Origin of the sequence: Marinobacter sp., assembly GCF_048259445.1 — a bacterium.
Lineage (GTDB): Bacteria > Pseudomonadota > Gammaproteobacteria > Pseudomonadales > Oleiphilaceae > Marinobacter.
In genome coordinates this window covers 255883-277255 of the sequence record NZ_JBLXHQ010000002.1, presented here as the reverse complement: position 1 = coordinate 277255, position 21373 = coordinate 255883, and the positions used below count along the sequence as shown (strand labels likewise).

General features: G+C 53.3%; 17 protein-coding genes. 9 read left to right on the top strand and 8 right to left on the bottom strand.

Annotated elements, in window-relative coordinates:
* Nucleotides 1-15: 15 nt before the first annotated feature.
* The 7 genes from ACN0RL_RS02680 to ACN0RL_RS02650 form a co-directional block, all read right to left on the bottom strand.
* Nucleotides 16-2016: a hypothetical protein gene (locus ACN0RL_RS02680; RefSeq protein ID WP_417513422.1), complete on the bottom strand. Its 2001-nt coding sequence runs from the start codon at nucleotides 2014-2016 to the stop codon at nucleotides 16-18.
* A 316-nt stretch (nucleotides 2017-2332) separates the two neighbouring features.
* On the bottom strand, nucleotides 2333-3745 hold the full coding sequence (locus ACN0RL_RS02675) for an FAD-dependent oxidoreductase (protein ID WP_417513420.1): 1413 nt from the start codon (nucleotides 3743-3745) through the stop codon (nucleotides 2333-2335).
* A gap of 3 nt (nucleotides 3746-3748) precedes the next feature.
* A complete protein-coding gene (locus ACN0RL_RS02670) occupies nucleotides 3749-4684 on the bottom strand; it encodes a polysaccharide deacetylase family protein (protein WP_417513418.1) in 936 nt (311 codons plus the stop codon).
* Nucleotides 4681-5625 (bottom strand): polysaccharide deacetylase family protein, encoded by a 945-nt coding sequence (locus tag ACN0RL_RS02665; protein ID WP_417513416.1) that lies wholly within the window; start codon nucleotides 5623-5625, stop codon nucleotides 4681-4683. The genes ACN0RL_RS02670 and ACN0RL_RS02665 overlap by 4 nt, the downstream gene beginning before the upstream one ends.
* Before the next feature lie 81 nt (nucleotides 5626-5706).
* Nucleotides 5707-6384: an isochorismatase family protein gene (locus ACN0RL_RS02660; protein WP_417513414.1), complete on the bottom strand. Its 678-nt coding sequence runs from the start codon at nucleotides 6382-6384 to the stop codon at nucleotides 5707-5709.
* Nucleotides 6385-6406: 22 nt separating this feature from the next.
* Entirely contained in the window at nucleotides 6407-7297 is an 891-nt protein-coding gene (locus ACN0RL_RS02655) for an isocitrate lyase/PEP mutase family protein (RefSeq protein ID WP_417513413.1), read from the bottom strand.
* Nucleotides 7298-7382: 85 nt separating this feature from the next.
* Nucleotides 7383-7940 (bottom strand): tautomerase family protein, encoded by a 558-nt coding sequence (locus ACN0RL_RS02650; RefSeq protein ID WP_417513411.1) that lies wholly within the window; start codon nucleotides 7938-7940, stop codon nucleotides 7383-7385.
* 137 nt (nucleotides 7941-8077) lie between these two features.
* Here ACN0RL_RS02650 and ACN0RL_RS02645 point away from each other — a divergent pair, with 137 nt between their 5' ends.
* The 8 genes from ACN0RL_RS02645 to ACN0RL_RS02610 all read left to right on the top strand — a co-directional run bounded on the left by ACN0RL_RS02645 (nucleotide 8078) and on the right by ACN0RL_RS02610 (nucleotide 16521).
* The gene (locus tag ACN0RL_RS02645; protein WP_417513409.1) at nucleotides 8078-8869 is read left to right on the top strand and encodes a GntR family transcriptional regulator; all 792 of its coding nucleotides are present in this window, start codon (nucleotides 8078-8080) and stop codon (nucleotides 8867-8869) included.
* Between the two features lie 183 nt (nucleotides 8870-9052).
* Complete coding sequence (gene leuC / locus ACN0RL_RS02640; protein ID WP_417513407.1) at nucleotides 9053-10450, top strand: 3-isopropylmalate dehydratase large subunit; 1398 nt, start codon at nucleotides 9053-9055, stop codon at nucleotides 10448-10450.
* A gap of 6 nt (nucleotides 10451-10456) precedes the next feature.
* Nucleotides 10457-11056 (top strand): 3-isopropylmalate dehydratase small subunit, encoded by a 600-nt coding sequence (leuD, locus tag ACN0RL_RS02635; protein WP_417513405.1) that lies wholly within the window; start codon nucleotides 10457-10459, stop codon nucleotides 11054-11056.
* Between the two features lie 57 nt (nucleotides 11057-11113).
* The gene (gene dctP / locus ACN0RL_RS02630) at nucleotides 11114-12127 is read left to right on the top strand and encodes a TRAP transporter substrate-binding protein DctP (protein WP_417513403.1); all 1014 of its coding nucleotides are present in this window, start codon (nucleotides 11114-11116) and stop codon (nucleotides 12125-12127) included.
* Between the two features lie 58 nt (nucleotides 12128-12185).
* On the top strand, nucleotides 12186-12689 hold the full coding sequence (locus ACN0RL_RS02625; RefSeq protein WP_417513401.1) for a TRAP transporter small permease: 504 nt from the start codon (nucleotides 12186-12188) through the stop codon (nucleotides 12687-12689).
* Nucleotide 12690: 1 nt separating this feature from the next.
* On the top strand, nucleotides 12691-14007 hold the full coding sequence (locus ACN0RL_RS02620; protein ID WP_417513399.1) for a TRAP transporter large permease: 1317 nt from the start codon (nucleotides 12691-12693) through the stop codon (nucleotides 14005-14007).
* Nucleotides 14008-14074: 67 nt separating this feature from the next.
* Nucleotides 14075-15262, top strand: coding sequence for an acyl-CoA dehydrogenase (locus tag ACN0RL_RS02615; RefSeq protein ID WP_417513397.1), 1188 nt, complete (start codon nucleotides 14075-14077; stop codon nucleotides 15260-15262).
* A 47-nt stretch (nucleotides 15263-15309) separates the two neighbouring features.
* Nucleotides 15310-16521 (top strand): CaiB/BaiF CoA transferase family protein, encoded by a 1212-nt coding sequence (locus ACN0RL_RS02610; RefSeq protein WP_417513395.1) that lies wholly within the window; start codon nucleotides 15310-15312, stop codon nucleotides 16519-16521.
* 164 nt (nucleotides 16522-16685) lie between these two features.
* Here ACN0RL_RS02610 and ACN0RL_RS02605 read toward each other — a convergent pair whose 3' ends face one another.
* On the bottom strand, nucleotides 16686-18050 hold the full coding sequence (locus ACN0RL_RS02605; protein WP_417513393.1) for a KamA family radical SAM protein: 1365 nt from the start codon (nucleotides 18048-18050) through the stop codon (nucleotides 16686-16688).
* 648 nt (nucleotides 18051-18698) lie between these two features.
* On the opposite strand from ACN0RL_RS02605, the gene aceE reads away from it, so the two are divergent.
* Nucleotides 18699-21365, top strand: a complete 2667-nt coding sequence (gene aceE, locus ACN0RL_RS02600) for a pyruvate dehydrogenase (acetyl-transferring), homodimeric type (RefSeq protein ID WP_417513391.1) — start codon at nucleotides 18699-18701, stop codon at nucleotides 21363-21365.
* Nucleotides 21366-21373: the final 8 nt, after the last annotated feature.

The following is a 21373-nucleotide window of genomic DNA, read 5'->3' as shown; positions in this document are numbered from 1 at the left end:
CCCTGCGTATCGATCCTAGTTGTTGGTTTTCACCAGTATAACCATGCCCAGTTCGTCGGGATCGCTACCTGTGTCCGCATAGCGAAGCGTGAAGATGCCCAGGGTAGCACCGTCGTTGAAGAAACCTTCCATGGTAGTTGTGCCTTCCGAGTCTGCCACGGTCAGAGTCGTCGCTCCGTCACTACCGATGCTTGATGTCAGGTTCGTGCCTGATTCGGTGTAGGTCTCGATCGAGACGTCACCGCCAAGGTTTGGTTTGATGACTTCGAAGAAGGTGCCGTCAACTGTGCCCGCTGTTGATGAACTCATGTTTACATAGCTATTGAACTTGCTTGAGGAGAGAACAAGTTCGCCGGAACCACTCAATTGCATGGCGACCAATAGCATCCTGTACTGGTTGCCGGATACATCCGGAGCCGCCGCTGGTAGCTTTAACAGAAGCGTTTGACCAAGGGAGGCGTCTTGCCCGCTGTTGCCTTCAGCATCGGTAAAAGCCATAAAATCGAACGTGTGGTTAATAAAACCGTCTGCAGCTTCTGGCTGATCATTTTCATCAAGACCAGCAGCAGTGATGTCGCCGTTCGGGCTTATAACAATAGGCAGGTCAGTTTCTTCGGGTTCTGGTGGAAACTCCGTGTAGCTGGCGCTGGAGCCCATCAAAATGCTGCGCTCTGTCTCCGTGCCGTAAGTGAAAGTGCCGTTACCGTTGAAGGTCAGAATATTGGTTCCAGTGCTCACCTCTGCAAACCCGTTGCCGATGTAGGATTCAATCGCGACCCGGCCAAAACTGCCAGTAAGATCGGCATTTGCAAAGGCTGTGGGCTGCTTGGCAAACACTTCCAGATTCCGGAAAATTTCATCGCCGGCTTTCTGCGCGGGATCAATGGCATCTTTCACGCCATCGCCATTGGTATCGACTGTGCTGTACCGAACAGACGCTTCGTTGGTTAACAGAAAGAAGAGCCCGGACTCTGCGACCTGTGAAAAATTGTAGACGGTCGGGGGGTAGCGGAAGCCGAAATCGCCATCAATATCTTCTTCAAAATCGCCAGAGACAGAAAGTAGGCCATTGGCGCTGAGCGTGCCCGGGAAGGTGTCGTTAATGTCGGGCTCCACTTCGCTCTCGTAGTAGAGGTTGGCCTGGTCTATCGTTACGCCAGTAATTTGGCCGTAGGCGCTTTCTTCGGAAAGCTGGTTAATCGTAACGTTGCCACCGTTATTTCCTGAAAAGGTGAACTGGCCCATCCATACGTCGTTCGCGAGTGTACCTATACCAGACCCTTCGCTGTCGAAAAGTCCGAACGAAATTGCCGATGAGCGGTAGTTGCCCGCAATGCTGGCGGCGCTGCCTTCCGGAACGCCCGTAGTCGCGACTTCGTTTTCAACAAAGTCGCCTATTTCGCTTTCCAGGGCAGCAAACGCCGCATCCAGATTGGCTAATCCTGCTAGAGACACATCAAACTCTTCTACTCTTCCCGCCAGTTTTACAACATCTGTTACTACCAGCTGATCGAGGTCGGCGCCGTTGTTAATAAACTTTTGCAACACAAATTCGGATACCGGGGAAATATCCACGTCTTGCTCTACTACTTGCGCGCGCAGGGTCTTGGCGTTCTGGCCGGTGATTCTCACAACCAGGTTGCCCGCCAGGTTGACCCCTTCCGGAAGCCTGAGGGTGTAGTCTCCAGTGATAGAGGTTACTGTTGTTGCCAGTACATCCCCTACCTGATCTCCATTATTGTCTACCCGGATCAGCTCAACGGCGGCACCTTCAATCGGCTGAAGACCTGTAATGGCTGCGGCAAGCGGAGAAATGAAGAAGTTCAGCGCCAGTTCAAATGCATTTTGCGTCTCGTAGTATGCGACAGCACCAGCCGGTGCTGTTGCTGTGCCGGAAATATCTTGCGAGTTGGTCTGAGAGCCAGACGAGTCGCTGTCTGATGATCCTCCGCAACCAACAACCAGTAGTGAAGAAGACAGTGCGCCTGCGATTGCTATGTTTTTTATCAGTTTCACCGAAAACTCCTTATGAATCGGCCGTGTTGAAGTCGATGAAACTAGCATCTGTTTTTTCTGACGCCTGCCCCCATATGAGGGTGTCGAGGTTTCAACGTTTTCAGAATGGATTCAGGAAGAAGGGGGCCAGCCCAAGCGGGGCCTGGCTTTCAACAGTGCGGTGGGTGAATGCCGGTTATATAAAGAAACACAATTTCACGGTTTTTAACTATTTAGTGGGGTTTCTGGCACCGCGTGGCAGGTTTTGGCTGCCGGTCGCGGGGGCTCCTGAAAGCGGGAAGGCCAGATAAAGCTCTTTATCTGGCATTCTTTCGAGCTATATCGCTGTCGAGGCAATTGCCCTCGCAGCTCCCCGGCCTGCGAGAGCGCCCATCACAACTGCACTGAGAAGCCCGTTACCAGACAGGTAGCCACTGTCGCCAGAGCCAGAAACGCCTCGTGCGGCGCCACCGGCTGCAAACAGGTTGGGTAGAGGATGTCCCTCGGTATCAAGAACCCGGCCATCGGTTGTAACCTCGAGCCCACCCTGAGTGTGGAAAAGCGCACCTGTTACCCGAATTACATAGTAAGGCGCAGTCAGTTTCTGTTCGGCCATGAACTGGCGCCCGAATTGATCCGGCTCGCCGCTTTCCTGAAGCTCCTGCATGCTCTCGAACGTATCCAGCACCGCGTTATGTGGCAAATCCAGCCCATCGGCCAGAGCGTCGAGAGATTCGAATATCTTGATTGCGCCTGCGGTTTGAGCATTCTGGTAGTCTTCAAATTGCAGACATTGCTCATGAATACGGGCGTCGTAAACGTTGAATGCAATCTGATCGGGTTGCGCCAGAACCTTGGCTGCCTGTTCGGAGTAGCCGCCATGTTCGTTGGAAAAGCGTTTCCCATCCCGATTGAGCTGTATGCCCCCCTGCATCATGACGGCCCAGGAGATCAGTGTCTGATGTGGCCAGGCTACTGAACCATGGCCCTGACAGGAGCCCAGATCCTTCAGGCTGGCGTCCAATGCGTCGCCCCAAAGAACTGCCTCACCCTGATTTCCCTGATGGCCGAAGTAGAGTGCATCTTCCATTTGCGGGATGTGGCGAGCAAGCAATTCGGGGTTGCCGCCAAAGCCGTTGCAAGCTAACAATAGCGTATTGCACCCCAGTTGCTCGATGGAGCCGTCTCGACGTTGGTATGAAATGCCACGTACTCGCCGGTTGTCGTCTACGTGTAGAGTCGTCACCCGAGCTTCGGTGAGGATTGGAAGCTCCGCCTTTTCAGCCGCGTTCAGCAAGCAGGACATCAGTTCTTCACCTGTTCGCCGCGGAGTGCAGTGCATGCGCATGCGGGTGTGGCCGGGGTAAAGAAAACCTTCGACCAATTCAAACGGGATCTGATGTTCGTCCGCAAGCCACTCAATCACCTCGCCCGACGCCTCGGTCAAGGCGGTCACGATAGCAGGGTCGGCCTCGTTATGATTTTTGCGAAGGATGTCGTCTGTCATCCTGGCCGCGCTATCTTCCACGCCGGCGGCCCGCTGAAAACGCGTGCCGGCTGCAGGCACAAACCCGGAGGACATGAAGGTACTGCCTCTGGGTGTGTCGTCTCTTTCAAGAACAACGGCTTCGATGCCTTTGGACATCGCGGTCAGGCCAGCGACCAGGCCACAGGCACCGCTACCGATGATGACCAAAGGAACGCTGAAATCAAAGTTGATGGCATCGCCATCAGTTCTGACATCTGCCACGGATCAATCCCCTTTGTCGGTTTGCGCGTTGAATGCCTCAAGGATATCCCCGGCTTTGGTCTGCCAAACTTCGTCGTGCCCCATAATATACTCGAGGACGGCTTCCAGGCTGCTGATGCGGTGAGGTTGGCCAATCATCCAGGGATGCATGTTCAGTGCCAGCATGCGTCCGCCTTGGGTAGCGGATTCTTCAAGCAGAAAATCGAAGGCATCCTTGACCTGCTCAACCCAGGAGTCCTCTGAATGCAGGTTCTGCCCGATGATGAACTGATCCTCCAGTTCTGTAGACAGAGGCATCATCGTCAAAGGACCATTCCCGGTGTCGAAACGATAGGGCATATCGTCGTTGACCCAGTCGCAACAGTATTCAATGCCGTTGGCAGTGAGCAGGTCCGGCGTTTTCCAGCTTTGATTCTTGGCGGGGCTGAGCCATCCGCGCACGGGCGTGTCGATCAATGCGTTCAAGGTATCAACAGAGCGTTTAACCAGCTCTGCTTCTTCTTGCTCATCTTGCCCGCCATAGTGCAAATGATCCATGTTCCAGCCATGGCAGATGAACTCGGCATCGAACTGCTTCAACTGCTCAAGCAGATAGGGTGTGTCCTGGGCTAACTGACTGTTGATAGCGAAAGTAGGCCGGATACCGTAACGCTCAAAGGCTTTGAGCAGCCGATAAATGCCCACTCGGTTGCCGTAATCGCGCAGCGTAAAATGGCGCAGATCCGGATAGGGCATGGTCATCCCGTTGGGAACCTTGAAAGGCTTGCCACGCTGATTCAGGGGATAAAACTGAAGAGAGGTATTTATCCAGACTGCTACCCGTTTACCTTCGGGCCATTTGATTGGCGCACGGTCTGCCAGCATAGACCAGCTGAAACGTTCGTGATCAGGGCCGTAGGAGCGTTGGGGATAATCCAGGTATGTTTTGTCGAGGCTCATTTCACGCTCCTCTTTTTGCTTTCGATGTCTTGCAGGGCCGCATCATAATCATGCTTCAGATAATGCTCGGCGATTTCCCGGCCGGTGGCGATCCAGACATCACTATGGCCGGTGATATATTCCAGTGCCTCTTCGAATGCCTTGAGACGGTGTGGGCAGCTCACCTGGTAGTTATGCGTTGGAATGCACATAACCGTTCCGGACTCTTTGCCCTCTTCGTACAAACGGTCGAAGTGGCGCTTCAGCATCTTGCCATAGTGCCGTGGTTCTACTTTATTTACGGCGTAAACGATGGTGTCGTTCATTTCCAGGGAATAGGGTACGGAAATAAAGCGCTTGCCATTGCGAACGGTGACCGGGGTGGGTTGGTCGTCGTGAAAAAGATCGCAGGTGTAAAAGCCGGCTTCATCCCCGAATAATTCGGAACCAACTTCTGCAAACAGGTCCAGGGTGCGCTCAGAGTGTGACAGTGCCGGCGCCAGGTAGCCGGCGCATTTCTGGCCGCTGTGGCGGTGGATAGTCTCGATGGAATCGCGAATCATGTCGCGCTCCTGCTCTTCGCTCAGACCATAGGTATAGCGGGTGTTGTAGATGCCGTGGCTGAACAGTTCCCAGTTGCGCTCACCGCACATTTCGATAATTTCCGGGTGGTGCTCGCAAATAGCCACGGATAAAGATACCGAGCCACGAATACCGTATTTATCGAGCAAGGCCATCTGGCGACGGTGGCCAACCCGGTTGCCATAATCCCGGATGGTGTAGCCCGGGAGGGCGGGACTCGGTTGGGGCCAAGCTTTGCGGTGCGGGTTATCTGGTGGATCCAGCTCGTAGAATTCAATGTTGGGTGCTACCCATAGGGCGACTCTGGCGCCGTTGGGCCACTGGATTTTCGGGCGATCTTTATACGGCCAATAGTCGTAGACGCCGAGACTCTCTTTCATAACGTTCCGCCTCTTGTTATGGGGGCGCGGGCGATGAGGCGACTGCACCCCCACCGCGTTGCGAAGGCATTGCCGGAATGTTCAGTCCTTTTGGGCGATTCGCTCGTCGAGCCAGCCCAGCACGTCCTGAACCTTCATTACGTCGGCGTACTTCAGATGCAGGTCGGTCAGATTCGCGTAATGATAGCTCTCGTGTTTGTCGGCCACACATTCCTCGGGAACGATGGTGCGATAACCCCGTGACAGGCTTTCGACGGCTGTAGCGCGTATGCAACCGCTCGTGGAACCACCGGTGATAATCACTGTGTCGACCTGATGCCATACCATCAAAGACTGCAGCGGTGTTTCAAAGAAAGCCGACGGCATGCGCTTGGTGTAGATCACGTCCCTGGACGCGTCGATTTCGACGCGCTCATCAAAAGCTGTGCGATCAGAACCGTACTTGATGTTCTGAAGCGAGTCGGGAGTGTCTGTGCGGGTTCCCCATACGCCCGCGTCTTCTGCCGAATCCAGAAACGCTACATGGGTCCATACAACCGGCCAGTTCATTTCACGGAACCGCTTCGCCAGGGAATTCACATACTCCAATTGGCGCGGGTCGGTCTCGTAGGCTGTTTTGTACAGATCGGTGCGGGTGTATGCCTTCTGCGGGTCGACGTTAACCAGAATCGCTTTTTTGCCGAAACCGAACGGAACCCGCTGCGGATTCTGCATGACCTCGTGGAAAATTTCTTTGGCGGTTTTATCACTGGTAATCATGGTGTTCCTCCTGAATTCGGTTTCAGCGCGCGCTGTTCTCGTATTGTTGGCCCAGTTCCAGCATTTTCTGGGTGCCCAGATAGTCGTTAAGTTGTTTGAAATCCAGCATCCGGTCCCGGAAGTTGTCAGTAGTACCGTCCGCTTTCAGAGTAGCGAAAAACCGGGATGCCATGTGGGTAAATGCACGAACCAGTGCACCCGGGAAAATCACCATGGAAAATCCCATGGACTCGAGCGTGGCGGCGTCCTGAAGGGGCGTGTCGCCGCCTTCAACCATGTTCGCCATTACCGGCACCCGTCCCTTGAATTGTTTCATCACCTTATCGACTTGTGCAGACGAGCGAATGCCTTCTACAAATACGACGTCGGCTCCCGCTTCATAATAGGCGTTAGCCCGGTCTAACGCTTTTTCAATGCCGTCGGTGGCGATGGCGTCGGTGCGGCCGATGATCAGGGTCTGTTCAGACGTTCGTGCGTCCAGAGCAGCTTTGATTTTGCCGACCATCTCATCAGCGCTCACCAGGGTTTTCCCCTGAAGGTGACCGCAGCGCTTCGGATAAGTCTGGTCTTCCAGTTGAATGGCGTTTGCGCCAGAGCGCTCCAGCAAGCGTACACTGCGCATCACATTGAGTGCGTTACCAAAACCGGTGTCACAGTCCACGACAACAGAAACCTCGCTGCGCTCGCGAATGTGCCCCAGAGTGTCATTGACCTCGGTCAGACTCATCAAACCGATATCCGGGCGCCCGAGTTTGGTGTAGGCCAGGCTGGCGCCGGAAAGATAAACGGTATCAAAACCTGCCTGCTCTGCTAATGACGCGCTCAGAGCGTCGTACACGCCGGGGGCTACCACGATATCGGGGTTGTGTAGTCTGCTTTTCAGGGGTGTGGAAGTAACGTTGTTGTTCGTCATGGTTATGTGCTCATCCTGATTTGCATGAAGCAGCAACCGGCGATCGGCGTGGTGCTGCGAATTCGGTTTTACCTATTGGTGGCAATCATGGCTGTACAGTGGCCAGGTCGTTCCAGACGTCTTGCCTTAGCAGCCGGTCATCGCAAATTTCAAACCGGTCAATGAAACGAACACCATCGAAGGCAGTGCCGTCGGGCCACTCTCCGGCCAGAGTTCCGTTTACAAAAACCACTACCTTATCCATCTCGTACGCAACGTTTGTCGAGATGAGAGTTTTGGTCACAAATCGATAACGGCCTTTTGACCACTCCACCAGCTGGCTGAGTGATGTCAGATTCCCGCTACCCGGAAAGGTCATCACAAAGTTTTCACCGAGAAACCCCTGGGCTTTATCCAGCTCGCGCTGCTCCATGGCCATAAGATAGTCATGAACCAATAGTGTCGGATCGGACGCACCTATACCGGGTTGACGAGCCTGGCCTCCTCGGCTGTAGTTAAACGATTCGACTTCGTGAATCCAGATGGAAATGGCTTCGGGTTTGGCCCGGGTTATGCCGGCAATAACGGCCGTCAGGGCTTTTGTCATACGCTGTTTGAGCCCGCTGTTGTAGCCCGAAAGCAGGTTGATCTGTAACATCGGCATGGAGAATCCTCTTTCTCGGGGAGAGCATTTCTGCATTCTTGCTTGATTATTTCATTGTTCTATTAATAATACATTTATATGTGCCATCCCCATTGGCTGTCAAGTCTCAATGGCCGGGTAACTGAGAGGTAAGCCGCATGGGTCAATCCCTGCACACGAATGGGCCTGGTGGTACCAAATCCCATCAGCTGTTTCTGTTGTTGAAGGACGCGATTATAAACGGGCGCATGGCGGCAGGGCATAAGATCCCCGGAGAGCTCAAGTTGGCTGACGAGCATCGGGTCTCGCGGGTGACTGTACGTCGTGCGCTTGAGGCGCTCACAAAGGAAGGGCTGATCTCGCGTAAGCCCGGGGTCGGTACCATCGTGTGCGAGCGCCCTGTGGGCGCAACGATCATGACGGCGAGCGTTTCCAACCTTCTTCCCAACATCATCAAGCTCGGTGAAAACTCTCGTGTTCAGTTGTTGGAGTTTAACTACGGTTATCCCCCGGACGGAGTCAGTGAACGCCTGCGTCTCCAGCCCAATGAGCGCGTTCAGCGGTCTGTCCGGGTTCGTCTGGCGGAGGACAAACCCTTTTCTTACCTCACCACCTACGTCCCTGAGCGCATAGCTATCAGCTACAATGAAAGTGAGTTGGCAACAACGCCATTGTTCGCGCTGCTGGAACGCAGTGGTGTGCATCTGGATCACGCCACGCAAAGTATCTCTGCCGTTCTGGCTACGAAAGACGTAGCCGACGCACTGGATGTCGCTGTAGGTTCAGCTTTGATCTCTCTGACCCGTGTTGTGTTTGATAGTGACGGGAAAGGCGTAGAGCATTTGCATGCCCTCTATCGACCGGATCGATATCGCATGGAAATAGACCTGTGCCGAACAGACGGTGAGGATGGGCGTTACTGGCAGCCCCTCGCATCGGACAAAGACTAATGTTGTTCGCCGAAAACAGTTCAAGTGGGCGCTGATTAGGAGTTGACAACGTTTTAATGGGTGTTATACCTTCAGCTGTATAGTAAATAATACATTTGAAGATGTTATAAATAGACAATTGTTCGAAGTTCTTTCGCTTCGGCGCCAGGCAGCGACCCACAGACTTACAATGAGAGCAGGGCGATGGCAGGTAAAACACTCTTTGACAAAATTTGGCAGACCCACGAGATTTGCCAGAACGATGAAGGCCAGAGCCTGCTTTGGGTTGATCGGCATCTGGCGCATGAAGGCTCTTTTCATGCCTTTAACAAATTGGCCGAGCGCGGCTTGCCTGTTCGCCACCCCGAATGCACGATCGGCATTGCAGACCACTACGTTCCCACCAACAGCCGTAATCTGATCGCGGTCCAGCCAAAAATACGCAACGTGATTGAACAGCTGATCAGCAACACTGGTCATCATGGTGTCAAGCTGATTGGTCTGGACGATCCGCGCCAGGGCATTGTGCATGTAGTGGGGCCAGAGCAGGGTATTACGCAGCCAGGTCTGATTATAGTTTGCGGCGATAGCCATACTTCAACTCATGGTGCGCTTGGAGCACTGGCATTTGGAGTGGGCGCGTCGGAAGTTGCCCATGTATTGGCTACCCAGACGTTGTGGCAAACCAAGCCCAAGCGGATGCGTATCAACATCGAAGGTCAATTACTTCCCGGGGTGACCGCCAAGGATATAGCCCTCGCATGGATTTCCCGTTTGGGCGCAGACGGTGCGCGGGGTTACGCCATTGAATACGCGGGAAGCGTCGTAGAGAACCTGAGCGTGGAGGCACGGCTAACGCTGTGTAACCTGTCGATTGAAGGTGGTGGCCGATGCGGAATGGTTGCACCGGACGAAAAAACCATTGAATACATAAGAGGCCGCGCGCTGGCGCCACAAGGCGAGGCCTTCGAGCAGGCTGCTGCATACTGGCACACCCTGTTTAGCGATGATGATGCGGAATTCGATCGAGAAGTGACACTTAGAGGCGAAGAGATCGAGCCCATTGTTACCTGGGGCGTTTCTCCGGAAGAAGCCCTGCCTATCGGCGGTTCTGTGCCTGATCCTGCCAAGGCCAGCTCAAAGGCAAAGGCCCGCCAGATTCAGGACAGCCTTGACTATATGGGTCTTAAGCCTGGGCAGAAGCTGACGGATGTTGCAATCGATAAAGTGTTTATCGGCTCTTGCACCAATGCCCGCATCGAAGATCTCCGGTCGGCGGCCGAGGTCCTTCGTGGTAAGTCCTGCAAGGTATCGGGGATAGTCTCTCCAGGATCGACTGTTGTGAAAGCTCAGGCAGAAGCCGAGGGGCTGGACAGGATCTTTATCGAGGCCGGCCTCGAATGGAGAGAGTCTGGTTGTTCCATGTGCGTTGGTATGAATGGCGACCTTGTTGCCAGCGGCGAACGCTGTGCTTCCACAACCAATCGCAACTTCAAAGGGCGCCAGGGCCCGGGTGCCCGAACGCATCTGATGTCACCGGCCATGGTCGCCGCAGCGGCAGTGACTGGTCACCTGACTGATATTCGCGACATTCTGGAGTAATCGGATATGAAACCATTTACTCAATTGTCATCGTTGGCTTGTCCGCTGCCGCTAGAGAACGTCGACACCGATCAGCTCATCCCTGCACGGTTCATGAAAGAATCCCGAGCTAATGGTTACGGTGGCTTCTTGCTGCACGACATGCGCTTCGATGCGAGCGGAACGCCCCGTGATTCAATTCTGAATAATCCTGATGCAAAGGCCGCTGAAACTCTGGTTGCACGCCGAAATTTTGGTGGTGGTTCTTCGCGGGAGGCCGCAGTTTACGCGCTGGCTGATTTTGGTTTTCGCTGCGTGATTGCGCCGAGTTTTGGGGATATCTTTGCTTCTAATGCGGTGAATAATGGCCTTTTGCCGGCTCTGGTCTCAGAGGAGAACGGTGAGCAACTTTTAGAACTTCTGGCGGATGAGCCGGGGCAAATTGCTATCGATCTCGCCAGCCAGACAATTACTTGCAAGGGCACAACGGTTTCATTCGAGATTAACCCGACCTGGAAACTGAAGCTGCTGAATGGTTGGGATGATATTGATCTGACTCTCGCTGAAATGCCAAAGATAGAAAGTTTCAGGGAGGGGTACAAAAAGCATTATCCCTGGTTGGGATAGTTCGGGCGCTGGAAAGCCAATAACGAAAACGTAAATAACAATCACAACGAGGTCACCATGAAAAAACATTGCCTTGCTTTTACTGCTGGTGTTTCGCTGCTGTTCTCCATGGGTGCCATGGCGGAAGAGCAGGAATTGAAAGCCGTACACGCATTCCCTTCCTCTTTGGTCTATTCGCAAAGCTTTCTGCAGTTTGTAGATAAGGTTAACGAAGAGGGTGAAGGGGTTGTTCGTATCAAGGTTCTTGGTGGACCAGAGGTTATCGGTCTGTCACAGCAACCTGACGCCGCTCGCAATGGTGTGGTCGATATGGCTTATACCGCTGCCAGTTTCTACGCAGGCCGGATACCCGAGCGTGACGCGCTGATTTCTTCCAACACAAATGCCGCTTATGCCCGCGAATCAGGTGGTATAGATCTGCTGAACGAGATCCACCAGAAGAAGATGGGTGTTTACTACCTTGGTTGGTTCGACAGTGGTGTGAAGTACAACCTCTATACGATCAACGAGCCTAAGATGAACGACAAAGGCGAGCTGGATATGTCGGGCATTCGTCTGCGCAGCAATCCAGTTTACGACGCCTTCTTTACGGACTATCTGAAAGTTCAGCCAATCAGTTTGCCTACCACAGACGTCTATTCTGCTCTGGAGCGCAATGTTGTTGATGCCACAGGCTGGACCAGAATTGGCATGAAGGATCTCAACTGGGACAAGTTTCTGAACTATCGTATTGAACCCGCGTTCTACTCCACTGACATGGGTGTCATTATCAATATGGATAGCTGGAAAAAGCTTAGTGATGAAGCTAAAGACATCCTGCAGAAAGTAGCGATCGCGCACGAGCGTGAGAGTGCAGAAGCCTTCCAGGAACTCTCTGAGACGCAACAGGCTGCCCTTGAAGAAAGCGGGATGACGCCGGTTGTGTTAGAAGGCGATGCCGCAGCCAACTACAGTGCCGCTGCAAAAGAAGCCTCTCTGGCCCGGATGCGTGAGCGTATGGAACAACACCCCGATGGCCTGAAGAACTACGAGGCTCTTGTCGAGAAGTTCAATAAGCCTGCGACCAAGTAGCAAACAAGCGCCCGGCTTCGGCCGGGCCTGTTCTCCCGCCAATATAACGAGTGGCTTTATGTCTCCTTTCATTCGCATCTATGACAGGTTGGTTGACGCTTTCGCCTTTGTATCCGGGCTGATGCTGGTCTGGTTGATGGTTGCGGTGGTCGCATCGGTATTAATCCGGAACTTCGGAGGCCAGCCCCCGGCATGGCTATTTACCTCGACAGAATATTCATTGTTTTATCTGACCCTGCTTGGAGCCCCCTGGCTGGTCCGGGAGAAAGGACATGTGTTCGTTGAAGTTGCCATCAGCCACTTGCCACCCAGAATTCTGAATGCCTTATCCCGATTTGTGATGCTGATATGCGCGGCTATCAGCTTGGTATTGGCCTGGAAAGGGTTGGAGCTGGTGATTTCCAATGTTCAGGATGGCGATTACGACGTCAGGACCTATTTCATCCCCATGTGGATTTTTACGATTGCCTATCCAATCAGCTTCGGGCTGATGGTCATTGAATTCACCCGTTTTATATTCTCAAAAGACATGTTCCATAGCGTCCAAAGCGGGGAAATCTGAGATGGCCTGGCATGACGCGTTATTGTTTCTTCTATCTATGGTACTGATTCTGATGTTGATCGGTGCCCCGGTGGCCTTCGCCTTTATCGGAGCCAATATCGTTGGTGCCTGGTATTTTATGGGCGGCGGTGTCGGTGTGACCCAGGTCTTGAATAACGGGTTCGGCGGGCTTTCCAGTTTTGGCCTGGTGCCAATCCCCCTGTTTCTTCTCATGGGGGAACTGTTTTTCCGAACCGGCCTCGGTATGAGAATGTTCAATGCCATTGATCTGTTGATGGGTCGGGTTCCCGGTCGCCTCTCCTATGTCACTGTTGTGGGCGGTACGGCGTTTTCGACGCTCAGCGGCTCATCCATGGGCTCGACAGCGTTGCTTGGTTCCCTGCTGGTACCGGAGATGGAGCGTCGCGGCTACAAGAAATATATGTCCATCGGGCCTATTCTGGGTACCGGTGGCCTGGCCATCATCATACCTCCGTCAGCCATTGCAGTGCTTTTGGCGACGCTTGCCAAGATTGATATTGGCGATGTCCTGATTGGCGGCATCGTACCGGGACTGGTTCTGGCAACCATGTACATGGTGACCATCTGGATCAAGACCAAACTCGATCCTGATGCGGCTCCGGCCTATGACGTCGAGAGTCCGCCGTTAGCGACGAAATTCAAGGTTGCCACGCGTGACATCGTTCCGATGCTGAGCATTATCGTGATGATTGTCGTTATGATGTTGACAGGCTTTGCCACGCCCTCGGAGGCCGCAGCCTTCGGCGCTTTAGGTGTTATTGTGCTTGCAGCGCTGTTCAAGGCCCTGACATTCGAAGCGTTCAAATTGTCCGTTATCGGAGCGCTTAAAGTAACGCTTATGGCTTACCTTATTGTGTTCGGTTCCGCGACATTCAGCCAGTTACTCGCGTTTTCCGGGGCGTCCAATGGCTTGATTCAGTGGGCAATAAGCTTTGACCTGTCGCCCTTACTGATGCTGACGGCGATGGTCTTGGTGCTTTTGGCACTGGGTACCTTCATGGAAGCTATTTCGATCATGATGATCACCGTGCCGTTCTTCTTTCCGCTGGCGCAATCCCTGGGTTTTGATCTGGTGTGGTTCTCCATCGTTACGCTGGTCGCCCTTGAAGTAGGTTTTTCAACGCCCCCTCTTGGTCTCAACCTGTTTGTTATGAAGGGTGTTGCTCCCATAGGCACAACTATGAAGGAGATCTACCTCGCATCGATTCCATACATTATTTGCTCAATTTTGTTGGTTGTGTTGATGGTGATCTTTCCGGAGATTGTCACCTGGTTGCCTTATCTATCGTTTAACTAAATCAGACCGCTCGTTCACGCTAGCCGTATGAGCTGGAGCGAACGTTCGTAAATTCAGGAGGTTGGATATGTCGAATTCATCAGGTTTTAACTGGGACGATCCGTTGTTGTTGAGCCAGCAACTGACAACCGAAGAGCGCCAGATCAGTGAGGCCGCTCGGGCCTACTGTCAGCAAAAGCTGCAACCGCGAGTTCTGAGCGCTTACCGCGAAGAACGGTTTGATCGCGAAATCCTGAGTGAAATGGGTGAAATGGGCCTGCTGGGGGCAACGGTTGCCGAGCAGTATGGTGGGGCCGGGCTGAATCACGTCGCTTATGGCTTGATTGCTCGCGAAGTTGAAAGAGTAGACTCCGGTTATCGCTCAGCCATGAGTGTACAGTCATCTCTCGTTATGTATCCGATCGAGGCTTACGGTTCCGAAGAGCAGAAGCATAAATACCTGCCCAAGTTGGCCAGTGGCGAAATGGTTGGATGCTTTGGTCTGACTGAGCCAGACCATGGTTCAGACCCGGGTTCAATGATCACCCGCGCGAAGAAAGTTGACGGTGGCTATCTTCTGACCGGACAGAAGATGTGGATCACCAACAGCCCGATTGCGGATATTGCCGTTGTTTGGGGCAAGTCAGAGGCCCACGATGGGAAGATCAGAGGTTTTATTGTAGAGCGTGGAACCAAAGGTTTCTCCACGCCCAAGATTGAAGGCAAGCTTAGCCTGCGTGCCTCGATCACCGGTGAAATCGTCCTGGATGAGGCCTTTGTTCCGGAAGAAAACCTGCTACCAAACGTGAGTGGTTTGGCTGGGCCTTTCGGTTGCCTCAACAAGGCCCGTTTTGGTATTGCCTGGGGCACTATCGGCGCGGCTGAGTTCTGCTGGCACGCCGCCCGCCAATACACTCTTGATCGCAAGCAGTTTGGTCGCCCATTGGCGGCCACACAGTTGGTGCAGCTAAAGCTCGCCAATATGCAAACCGATATTACTCTTGGCCTGCAGGCGGCATTGCAGGTCGGCCGTTTAATGGACAGCGGCAACTGGGCGCCGGAAATGATCTCGCTGATCAAGCGTAACAACTGCGGTAAAGCACTGGATGTGGCGCGTCAGGCCCGGGACATGCACGGCGGTAATGGCATCGCTGACGAATACGGTGTTATGCGACATATGGTCAACCTCGAAACCGTAAACACCTACGAAGGCACCCACGACGTGCATGCACTGATCCTTGGTCGTGCGCAGACCGGTATTCAGGCATTCGTCTGATCAACAATTGAGCGAGTGGGCACCTGTGCCCGCTCAGGAGAATCGTGATGAATAAGCCCCTGGAGGGCATCCGGGTTCTTGATCTTTCCCGCATACTGGCGGGACCCTGGTGCAGCCAGCACCTGGCTGATCTTGGTGCGGAAGTGATCAAGATCGAACACCCGGAACGAGGTGATGATACCCGTGGTTGGGGACCGCCCTATCTGAATGAAAATCACGAAGCGGCTTATTACCTCTCTGCCAACAGAGGAAAGCGTTCGGTTGCGGTGGATATTGCACAGCCGGAGGGGCAAGCCCTGATCAGGGAGTTGGCGGCAAGCTGCGATGTGGTTCTGGAAAATTTCAAGGTGGGCGGGCTCAAGCGTTATGGGCTCGACTATGAGAGCCTGAAGCAGGTCAGGCAGGATCTGGTGTATTGTTCAATTACCGGGTTTGGTCAGAATGGTCCATACGCCAAGCGGGCCGGATACGATTTCCTGCTGCAAGGCATGGGCGGATTGATGGACATCACCGGCAAGCCGGACAGCGAACCCGGCGGCGGCCCTATGAAAGTGGGCGTAGCGGTGATTGATCTGTTCACTGGCATGTACGCGGCGACTTCGATCCTCTCTGCACTGATTGGTCGTAGCCGGACCGGAGAGGGAACGTATATTGACCTCGCCCTGATGGACGTTCAGGTCAGCATGCTGGCGAACCAGGCCCTGAATTATCTGACCTCTGGTGAGTCGCCGGGCAGGTTAGGTAACTCCCATCCCAACATCGTACCCTACCAGGCGTTTCCAACAGCCGACGGGCATATAATTCTGGCAGTGGGAAATGATGCCCAGTTTTCGCGTTTCTGCAAGGTGGCCGGAGCGCCTGAACTTGCAGAGGATGAGCGCTTCGCCATCAACCGTAACCGGGTACAGAACCGGACATTGCTGGTACCGCAGATCGAGCGACTGATTCGAGCGAAACCTTCACGATTCTGGCTGGATGAGCTGGAACGCGAAGGGGTGCCTTGCGGGCCAATCAACAGCATTGGTGAAGTGTTCTCTGATCCACAAGTGCAGTACCGTGGTATGGAAATGCGCATGGAGCACGCGGAAGCCGGAGAAATGAGCCTGGTGAGCAATCCGATCCGGTTTGACAACGAGCCTCTTAATGCGGATCGCCCACCACCGAAGCTAGGCGAGCACACTGCGAGTGTTTTGTCTGAATTGTTGCCTGATCGTGAAGAGTACTTCGATTCGCTTCGGCAAAAAGGGATTATTCGATAAGCCCCAGTGCTGAATGTTGGGTCTGTTTAAGCGAGCGACAATTAAGGTGACGGCGTCGGGAGTTGCCCAGGCCAGCTGACAGTGTGAGATTGCTCAAGTAAAAGGCCAGATGAACTGCTTCGTCTGGCCTTCTTATTACTCTGCACCGCTATTCGGCAGCAGCTTTAGTCACAACCTTTCTTCATCGCCTCAAACTCATCTTCAAAGAAGAATTTCTCCTCACCAAATGCCGGCTCGAGTTCATGCAGCCAGGTAGCCGTTTCACTGTATTTGGCAAAGAACGGGCGCTGCACCCAGTCCGGGTTGCGGCCTTGAAGAAAGCGCAACACGAACACCTTTTCGCCGGCGACTTCGGTAATGCCCTGAACTTCCACCTTGCCGGGGCCTGCGCTCATGCTGGGGCCGCGGGCAGTGCGAGCCAGCCCGCTGACTTTTTTCATGGCTTCGCGGTAAATCTGGAAGGCCTCGGCCAGCGGTACTTCAAAGTAGTTCTTTGCACCCGTGTCGCGCTCTACAAACATGTAGTAAGGGATGATGCCCAGCTGTACTTCTTTCTTCCACAGTTTTGCCCAGGCGTCGGCATCATCGTTTACGTGTTTGATCAGCGGGCCTTGCGCACGGATTTCGGCACCGGTTGCACGAATGCGCCGAATGGCTTCTTCAGCGATGTCCGTGGTGATTTCCTGCCAGTGATTGTAATGGGCCATGATCGCAACGTGCTTGCCTGCATCTACCAGCTTGGCGAACAGATCAATCAGCTCGTCTGCATCTTTATCGGTCACAAAACGGTAAGGCCAAAAGGTAAGAGCCTTGGTGCCAATGCGAATGGTCTGGATGTGGTCGAACTCTGGTTTTAGCAGTGGCTCAAGGTATTGGGCCAGGCTCTTGGTTTTCATCACCATGGGGTCGCCACCGGTTACCAGTAAATCGCTGACTTCGGTGTGTTCCTGCAGGTAGCCGTGCAGCTTGTCTGCCTCGGTGCTCGACATCTTCAGGTCTTTATCACCTACAAACTGGGCCCAGCGGAAACAGAAGGTGCAATAAGAATGGCAGGTCTGGCCTTGAGCCGGGAAGAACAGCACGGTCTCGCGATACTTGTGTTGTACACCGTCGAGCACTTCGCCTTCCAGCTCGGGCATGTTCATTTCCATCTGGCCAGCCGGGTGCGGATTCAGTTCATCGCGAATCTCTTTGGCAACGGCCTGAATCTCTTTTTTCTCAGCGCCGTCCCGGTGCATTTGTGCCATACGCTCAAAGTGCTCATCTTTAAGCATGCCTTTCTGCGGGAAAACCAACTGATAAATGGGGTCGTTGGGCACTTTGTCCCAGTTGATCAGTTCGTTGATCACGTATTCGTTTACCCGGAAGGGCAGTACGCTGGCTACCACCTTCATCTCAAACAGAGTCTCCTCCGGGAGGCTCTGAATGATCTCGATCTTGTCTAGCTGGCGGTCTGTATAAACCTTGAAGCGTCGTTCCTCGAATTCTGCAGTGGGAATCCGGTTTGGAAAGGTGACGATGGAGTTCATGGTTCGCCCTCTGTGGGTATGCGTCTGAATTTTCAGGAGGGCGAGATTATCGCCGCCCCGATGGTCAAAAAATGAGCAAGCGAGTATACATAAATTGCCGTTTAGTTTCAGGTCTAATTAAAAGGTGTTTGGAAAAAATAAAGATTTTTTGTGATTTTTTATTTAAATAATTGAATTTGCGAAAAATTATTTTGGTTATATCGTGACGGTCTGCGCTTTTTTCATTTAGCACGGTAATTAAAAAGCAGGAGCTATAACGACTAAGACGTTGGTCTGAGTCTGGTTGTCTGGTGATCGAAAAAAAGGCATTATTGCGTAACTAATCGGAATTCTACTTGCTGTTTGTCGTATTGGTTCGGGTTTGAATCAGTATTTACAGATAATTTGTAGTAAAAATACTACGAAATTTTGGTTTCGGTCAGGATATTTTTTTGCTTTAGGTTCTAAGCTGGCCAATCTGCCACTCAGGGCGGTAAAAGTGTGAAAGCTGTTCTATGCTTGGTGAACGCACGCCACTCCGCAGGCAGGTTCGTTTTTTGGCGGATTGCTCATAACAAATAGGCTGGGTTTCTCAGCTAATCGATTTTTCAAGCGCGGGGCCAGCCTTGGCACCTGCTGCATTTTTTGAAGTATAAAGGGGGAGGTTTGATGTACCAGGATGATGATCCCATTGAAACCGGTGAATGGCTCGACGCGCTTGAATCACTGATCGAGCATGAGGGTGTAGACCGAGCCAAGTATATTCTGGAGCGTCTGTCCGAGCGAGCCAGCCGTGACGGTACCGAGTTGCCATATTCTATTACCACGCCATTCCGCAACACCATCCCGACGACGCAGGAAGCGCGCATGCCGGGCGATCTGTTCATGGAGCGGCGCATTCGCTCTTTGATCCGTTGGAATGCCATGGCGATGGTCGTCAGGGCCAATAAGCGCCCGGGTGATCTTGGTGGTCACATTTCCACATTCTCTTCTGCAGCCACGCTATACGATGTCGGCTTTAACTATTTCTTCCACGGCGGTGACGAAAAGCGCGAGTCTGATCTTGTGTATTTTCAGGGGCACGCGTCGCCGGGCATTTACGCCCGTTCCTATCTGGAAGGTCGGTTTGACGAGTCGCAGCTGGACAAGTACCGAGAAGAAGTTGACGGTGGTGGCCTATCGTCTTACCCGCACCCATGGTTGATGCCGGATTACTGGCAGTTCCCTACGGTTTCGATGGGTCTGGGCCCGATTCAGGCCATTTATCAGGCGCACATCATGAAATACCTCGACAGCCGTGAGCTGGTCGAGATGGAAAACCGCAAAGTGTGGTGCTTTATCGGTGATGGCGAAACCGACGAACCTGAAACCCTGGGTTGTATATCCAAGGCCGGCCGTGAAAAGCTCGATAATCTGGTGTTTGTGGTGAACTGCAACCTGCAGCGTCTGGACGGTCCGGTGCGGGGCAACGGCAAAATCATCCAGGAGCTGGAAGGCTCCTTCCGCGGCGCTGGCTGGAACGTTATAAAAGTGGTTTGGGGGCGTATGTGGGACCCTCTGTTCGAGAAGGATGAAGACGGCACCATGCAGCGCGCCATGGATGAAGTGGTCGACGGCGAACTGCAAAGCTTCACGAATGCCGGCCCGGCTGCGACGCGGAAGCAGTTTTTCGGCAAGTACCCGAAGCTGGCAAAGATGGTTGAAAACTGGACCGACGAAGACATCAACAAACTGAACCGTGGTGGCCACGACCCATACAAGGTGTATGCGGCATACAAGAAAGCGGCAACCGAAGCCAATGGTAAGCCCACGGTTATTCTGGCTCACACGATCAAGGGCTACGGTTTTGGTACGGCTGGTGAGGCCACCAACACCGCGCACTCGCTGAAAAAGCTGGATACCGAAACTCTGAAATCGTTCCGGGACCGGTTTGCGATTCCGCTGAAAGATGAAGAGCTGGACAGCGTACCTTATTATCGCCCGGCTCCGGACAGTCCCGAACTGGTGTACATGAAGAAGCGCCGGCAGGATCTGGGCGGCTTCTATCCCAAGCGTCGTAAAGACAGCCAGCCGCTGCAGATTCCTGATCTGGACATCTTCAAGCAGGTGCTGGAAGGCTCTAACGACCGTGAAATCTCAACCACCATGGCATTCGTGCGTATTCTGAGTGCTCTTGTGAAAGACAAGCGCGTTGGCAAGCGCGTGGTACCTATTGTACCGGATGAGGCTCGCACCTTTGGTATGGAAGGCATGTTCCGCCAACTGGGTATTTATACGTCTGAAGGCCAGAAGTATGTGCCGCAGGATCGCGAACAGATCATGTATTACCGCGAAGACAAAAAGGGCCAGATTCTGCAGGAAGGCATCAACGAGGGCGGCTCCATGGCTGCCTGGATGGCGGCTGCGACATCCTACAGCAACAACAATTTCCCGCTGATTCCGTTTTATGCATTTTACTCCATGTTCGGGTTTCAGCGTGTAGGCGATCTGGCCTGGGCTTCTGGTGACATGCAGGCGCGAGGTTTCCTGATTGGGGGTACCGCAGGGCGCACCACTCTGAATGGCGAGGGCCTGCAGCACCAGGACGGTCACAGCCATATCCTGGCTAACACCATTCCTAACTGCAAAGCGTACGACCCCGCTTATGCCTATGAAATGGCAGTAGTGATTCACCATGGCATGAAGGAAATGTATGAAGACAACAAAAACGTCTTCTATTACCTGACCATGGAAAACGAAAACTATGTCCAGCCTGCGATGCCGAAAGGGTGTGAAGAAGGCATCATCAAAGGTATGTACAAGTTCGGTTCGGTGGAAACCAAAGGCAAGGGTAAAAACAAACTGCGGGTTCAGCTGTTGGGTTCTGGCGCCATCATGAATGAAGTGAATGCGGCTGCCGAGCTACTGAAAGACGATTGGGGCGTTAGCTCCGATGTGTGGAGTGTTACCAGTTTCAACGAACTGGCCCGCGATGGCCAGCACGTAGAGCGCTGGAACTTCATGCACCCGGACGATAAAGGTCGCAAGGCTTATGTTACCCAGTGCCTGGAAAATCAGACTGGCCCGGTGGTGTCGTCTACTGACTATATCAAGCTGCACTCTGAACAGCTGCGAGGATACATCCCTAAAACCTTCCTGACCCTGGGTACGGATGGCTTTGGTCGCAGCGACACCCGTGAAAAACTGCGTGATTTCTTTGAGGTTGATCGCTACCACGTGGCCCTGGCGGCGCTTTCCGCTCTGGCTAAAGACGGCGAGATCAAGCAAGAGCAGGTTCTTGAAGCCATGCGCAAGTACGGAATCGATCGCAACAAACCGAACCCGGCGCACCTTTAAGGAGACCG

Coding starts and splice junctions, on each gene's coding strand:
- ACN0RL_RS02645 (WP_417513409.1), top strand. CDS start 8,078: ATGGGTCAATCCCTGCACACGAATGGGCCTGGTGGTACCAAATCCCAT.
- dctP (WP_417513403.1), top strand. CDS start 11,114: ATGAAAAAACATTGCCTTGCTTTTACTGCTGGTGTTTCGCTGCTGTTC.
- ACN0RL_RS02650 (WP_417513411.1), bottom strand. CDS start 7,940: ATGCCGATGTTACAGATCAACCTGCTTTCGGGCTACAACAGCGGGCTC.
- ACN0RL_RS02615 (WP_417513397.1), top strand. CDS start 14,075: ATGTCGAATTCATCAGGTTTTAACTGGGACGATCCGTTGTTGTTGAGC.
- ACN0RL_RS02665 (WP_417513416.1), bottom strand. CDS start 5,625: ATGAAAGAGAGTCTCGGCGTCTACGACTATTGGCCGTATAAAGATCGC.
- ACN0RL_RS02660 (WP_417513414.1), bottom strand. CDS start 6,384: ATGATTACCAGTGATAAAACCGCCAAAGAAATTTTCCACGAGGTCATG.
- ACN0RL_RS02610 (WP_417513395.1), top strand. CDS start 15,310: ATGAATAAGCCCCTGGAGGGCATCCGGGTTCTTGATCTTTCCCGCATA.
- ACN0RL_RS02670 (WP_417513418.1), bottom strand. CDS start 4,684: ATGAGCCTCGACAAAACATACCTGGATTATCCCCAACGCTCCTACGGC.
- ACN0RL_RS02655 (WP_417513413.1), bottom strand. CDS start 7,297: ATGACGAACAACAACGTTACTTCCACACCCCTGAAAAGCAGACTACAC.
- ACN0RL_RS02605 (WP_417513393.1), bottom strand. CDS start 18,050: ATGAACTCCATCGTCACCTTTCCAAACCGGATTCCCACTGCAGAATTC.
- ACN0RL_RS02625 (WP_417513401.1), top strand. CDS start 12,186: ATGTCTCCTTTCATTCGCATCTATGACAGGTTGGTTGACGCTTTCGCC.
- ACN0RL_RS02620 (WP_417513399.1), top strand. CDS start 12,691: ATGGCCTGGCATGACGCGTTATTGTTTCTTCTATCTATGGTACTGATT.
- aceE (WP_417513391.1), top strand. CDS start 18,699: ATGTACCAGGATGATGATCCCATTGAAACCGGTGAATGGCTCGACGCG.
- leuC (WP_417513407.1), top strand. CDS start 9,053: ATGGCAGGTAAAACACTCTTTGACAAAATTTGGCAGACCCACGAGATT.
- leuD (WP_417513405.1), top strand. CDS start 10,457: ATGAAACCATTTACTCAATTGTCATCGTTGGCTTGTCCGCTGCCGCTA.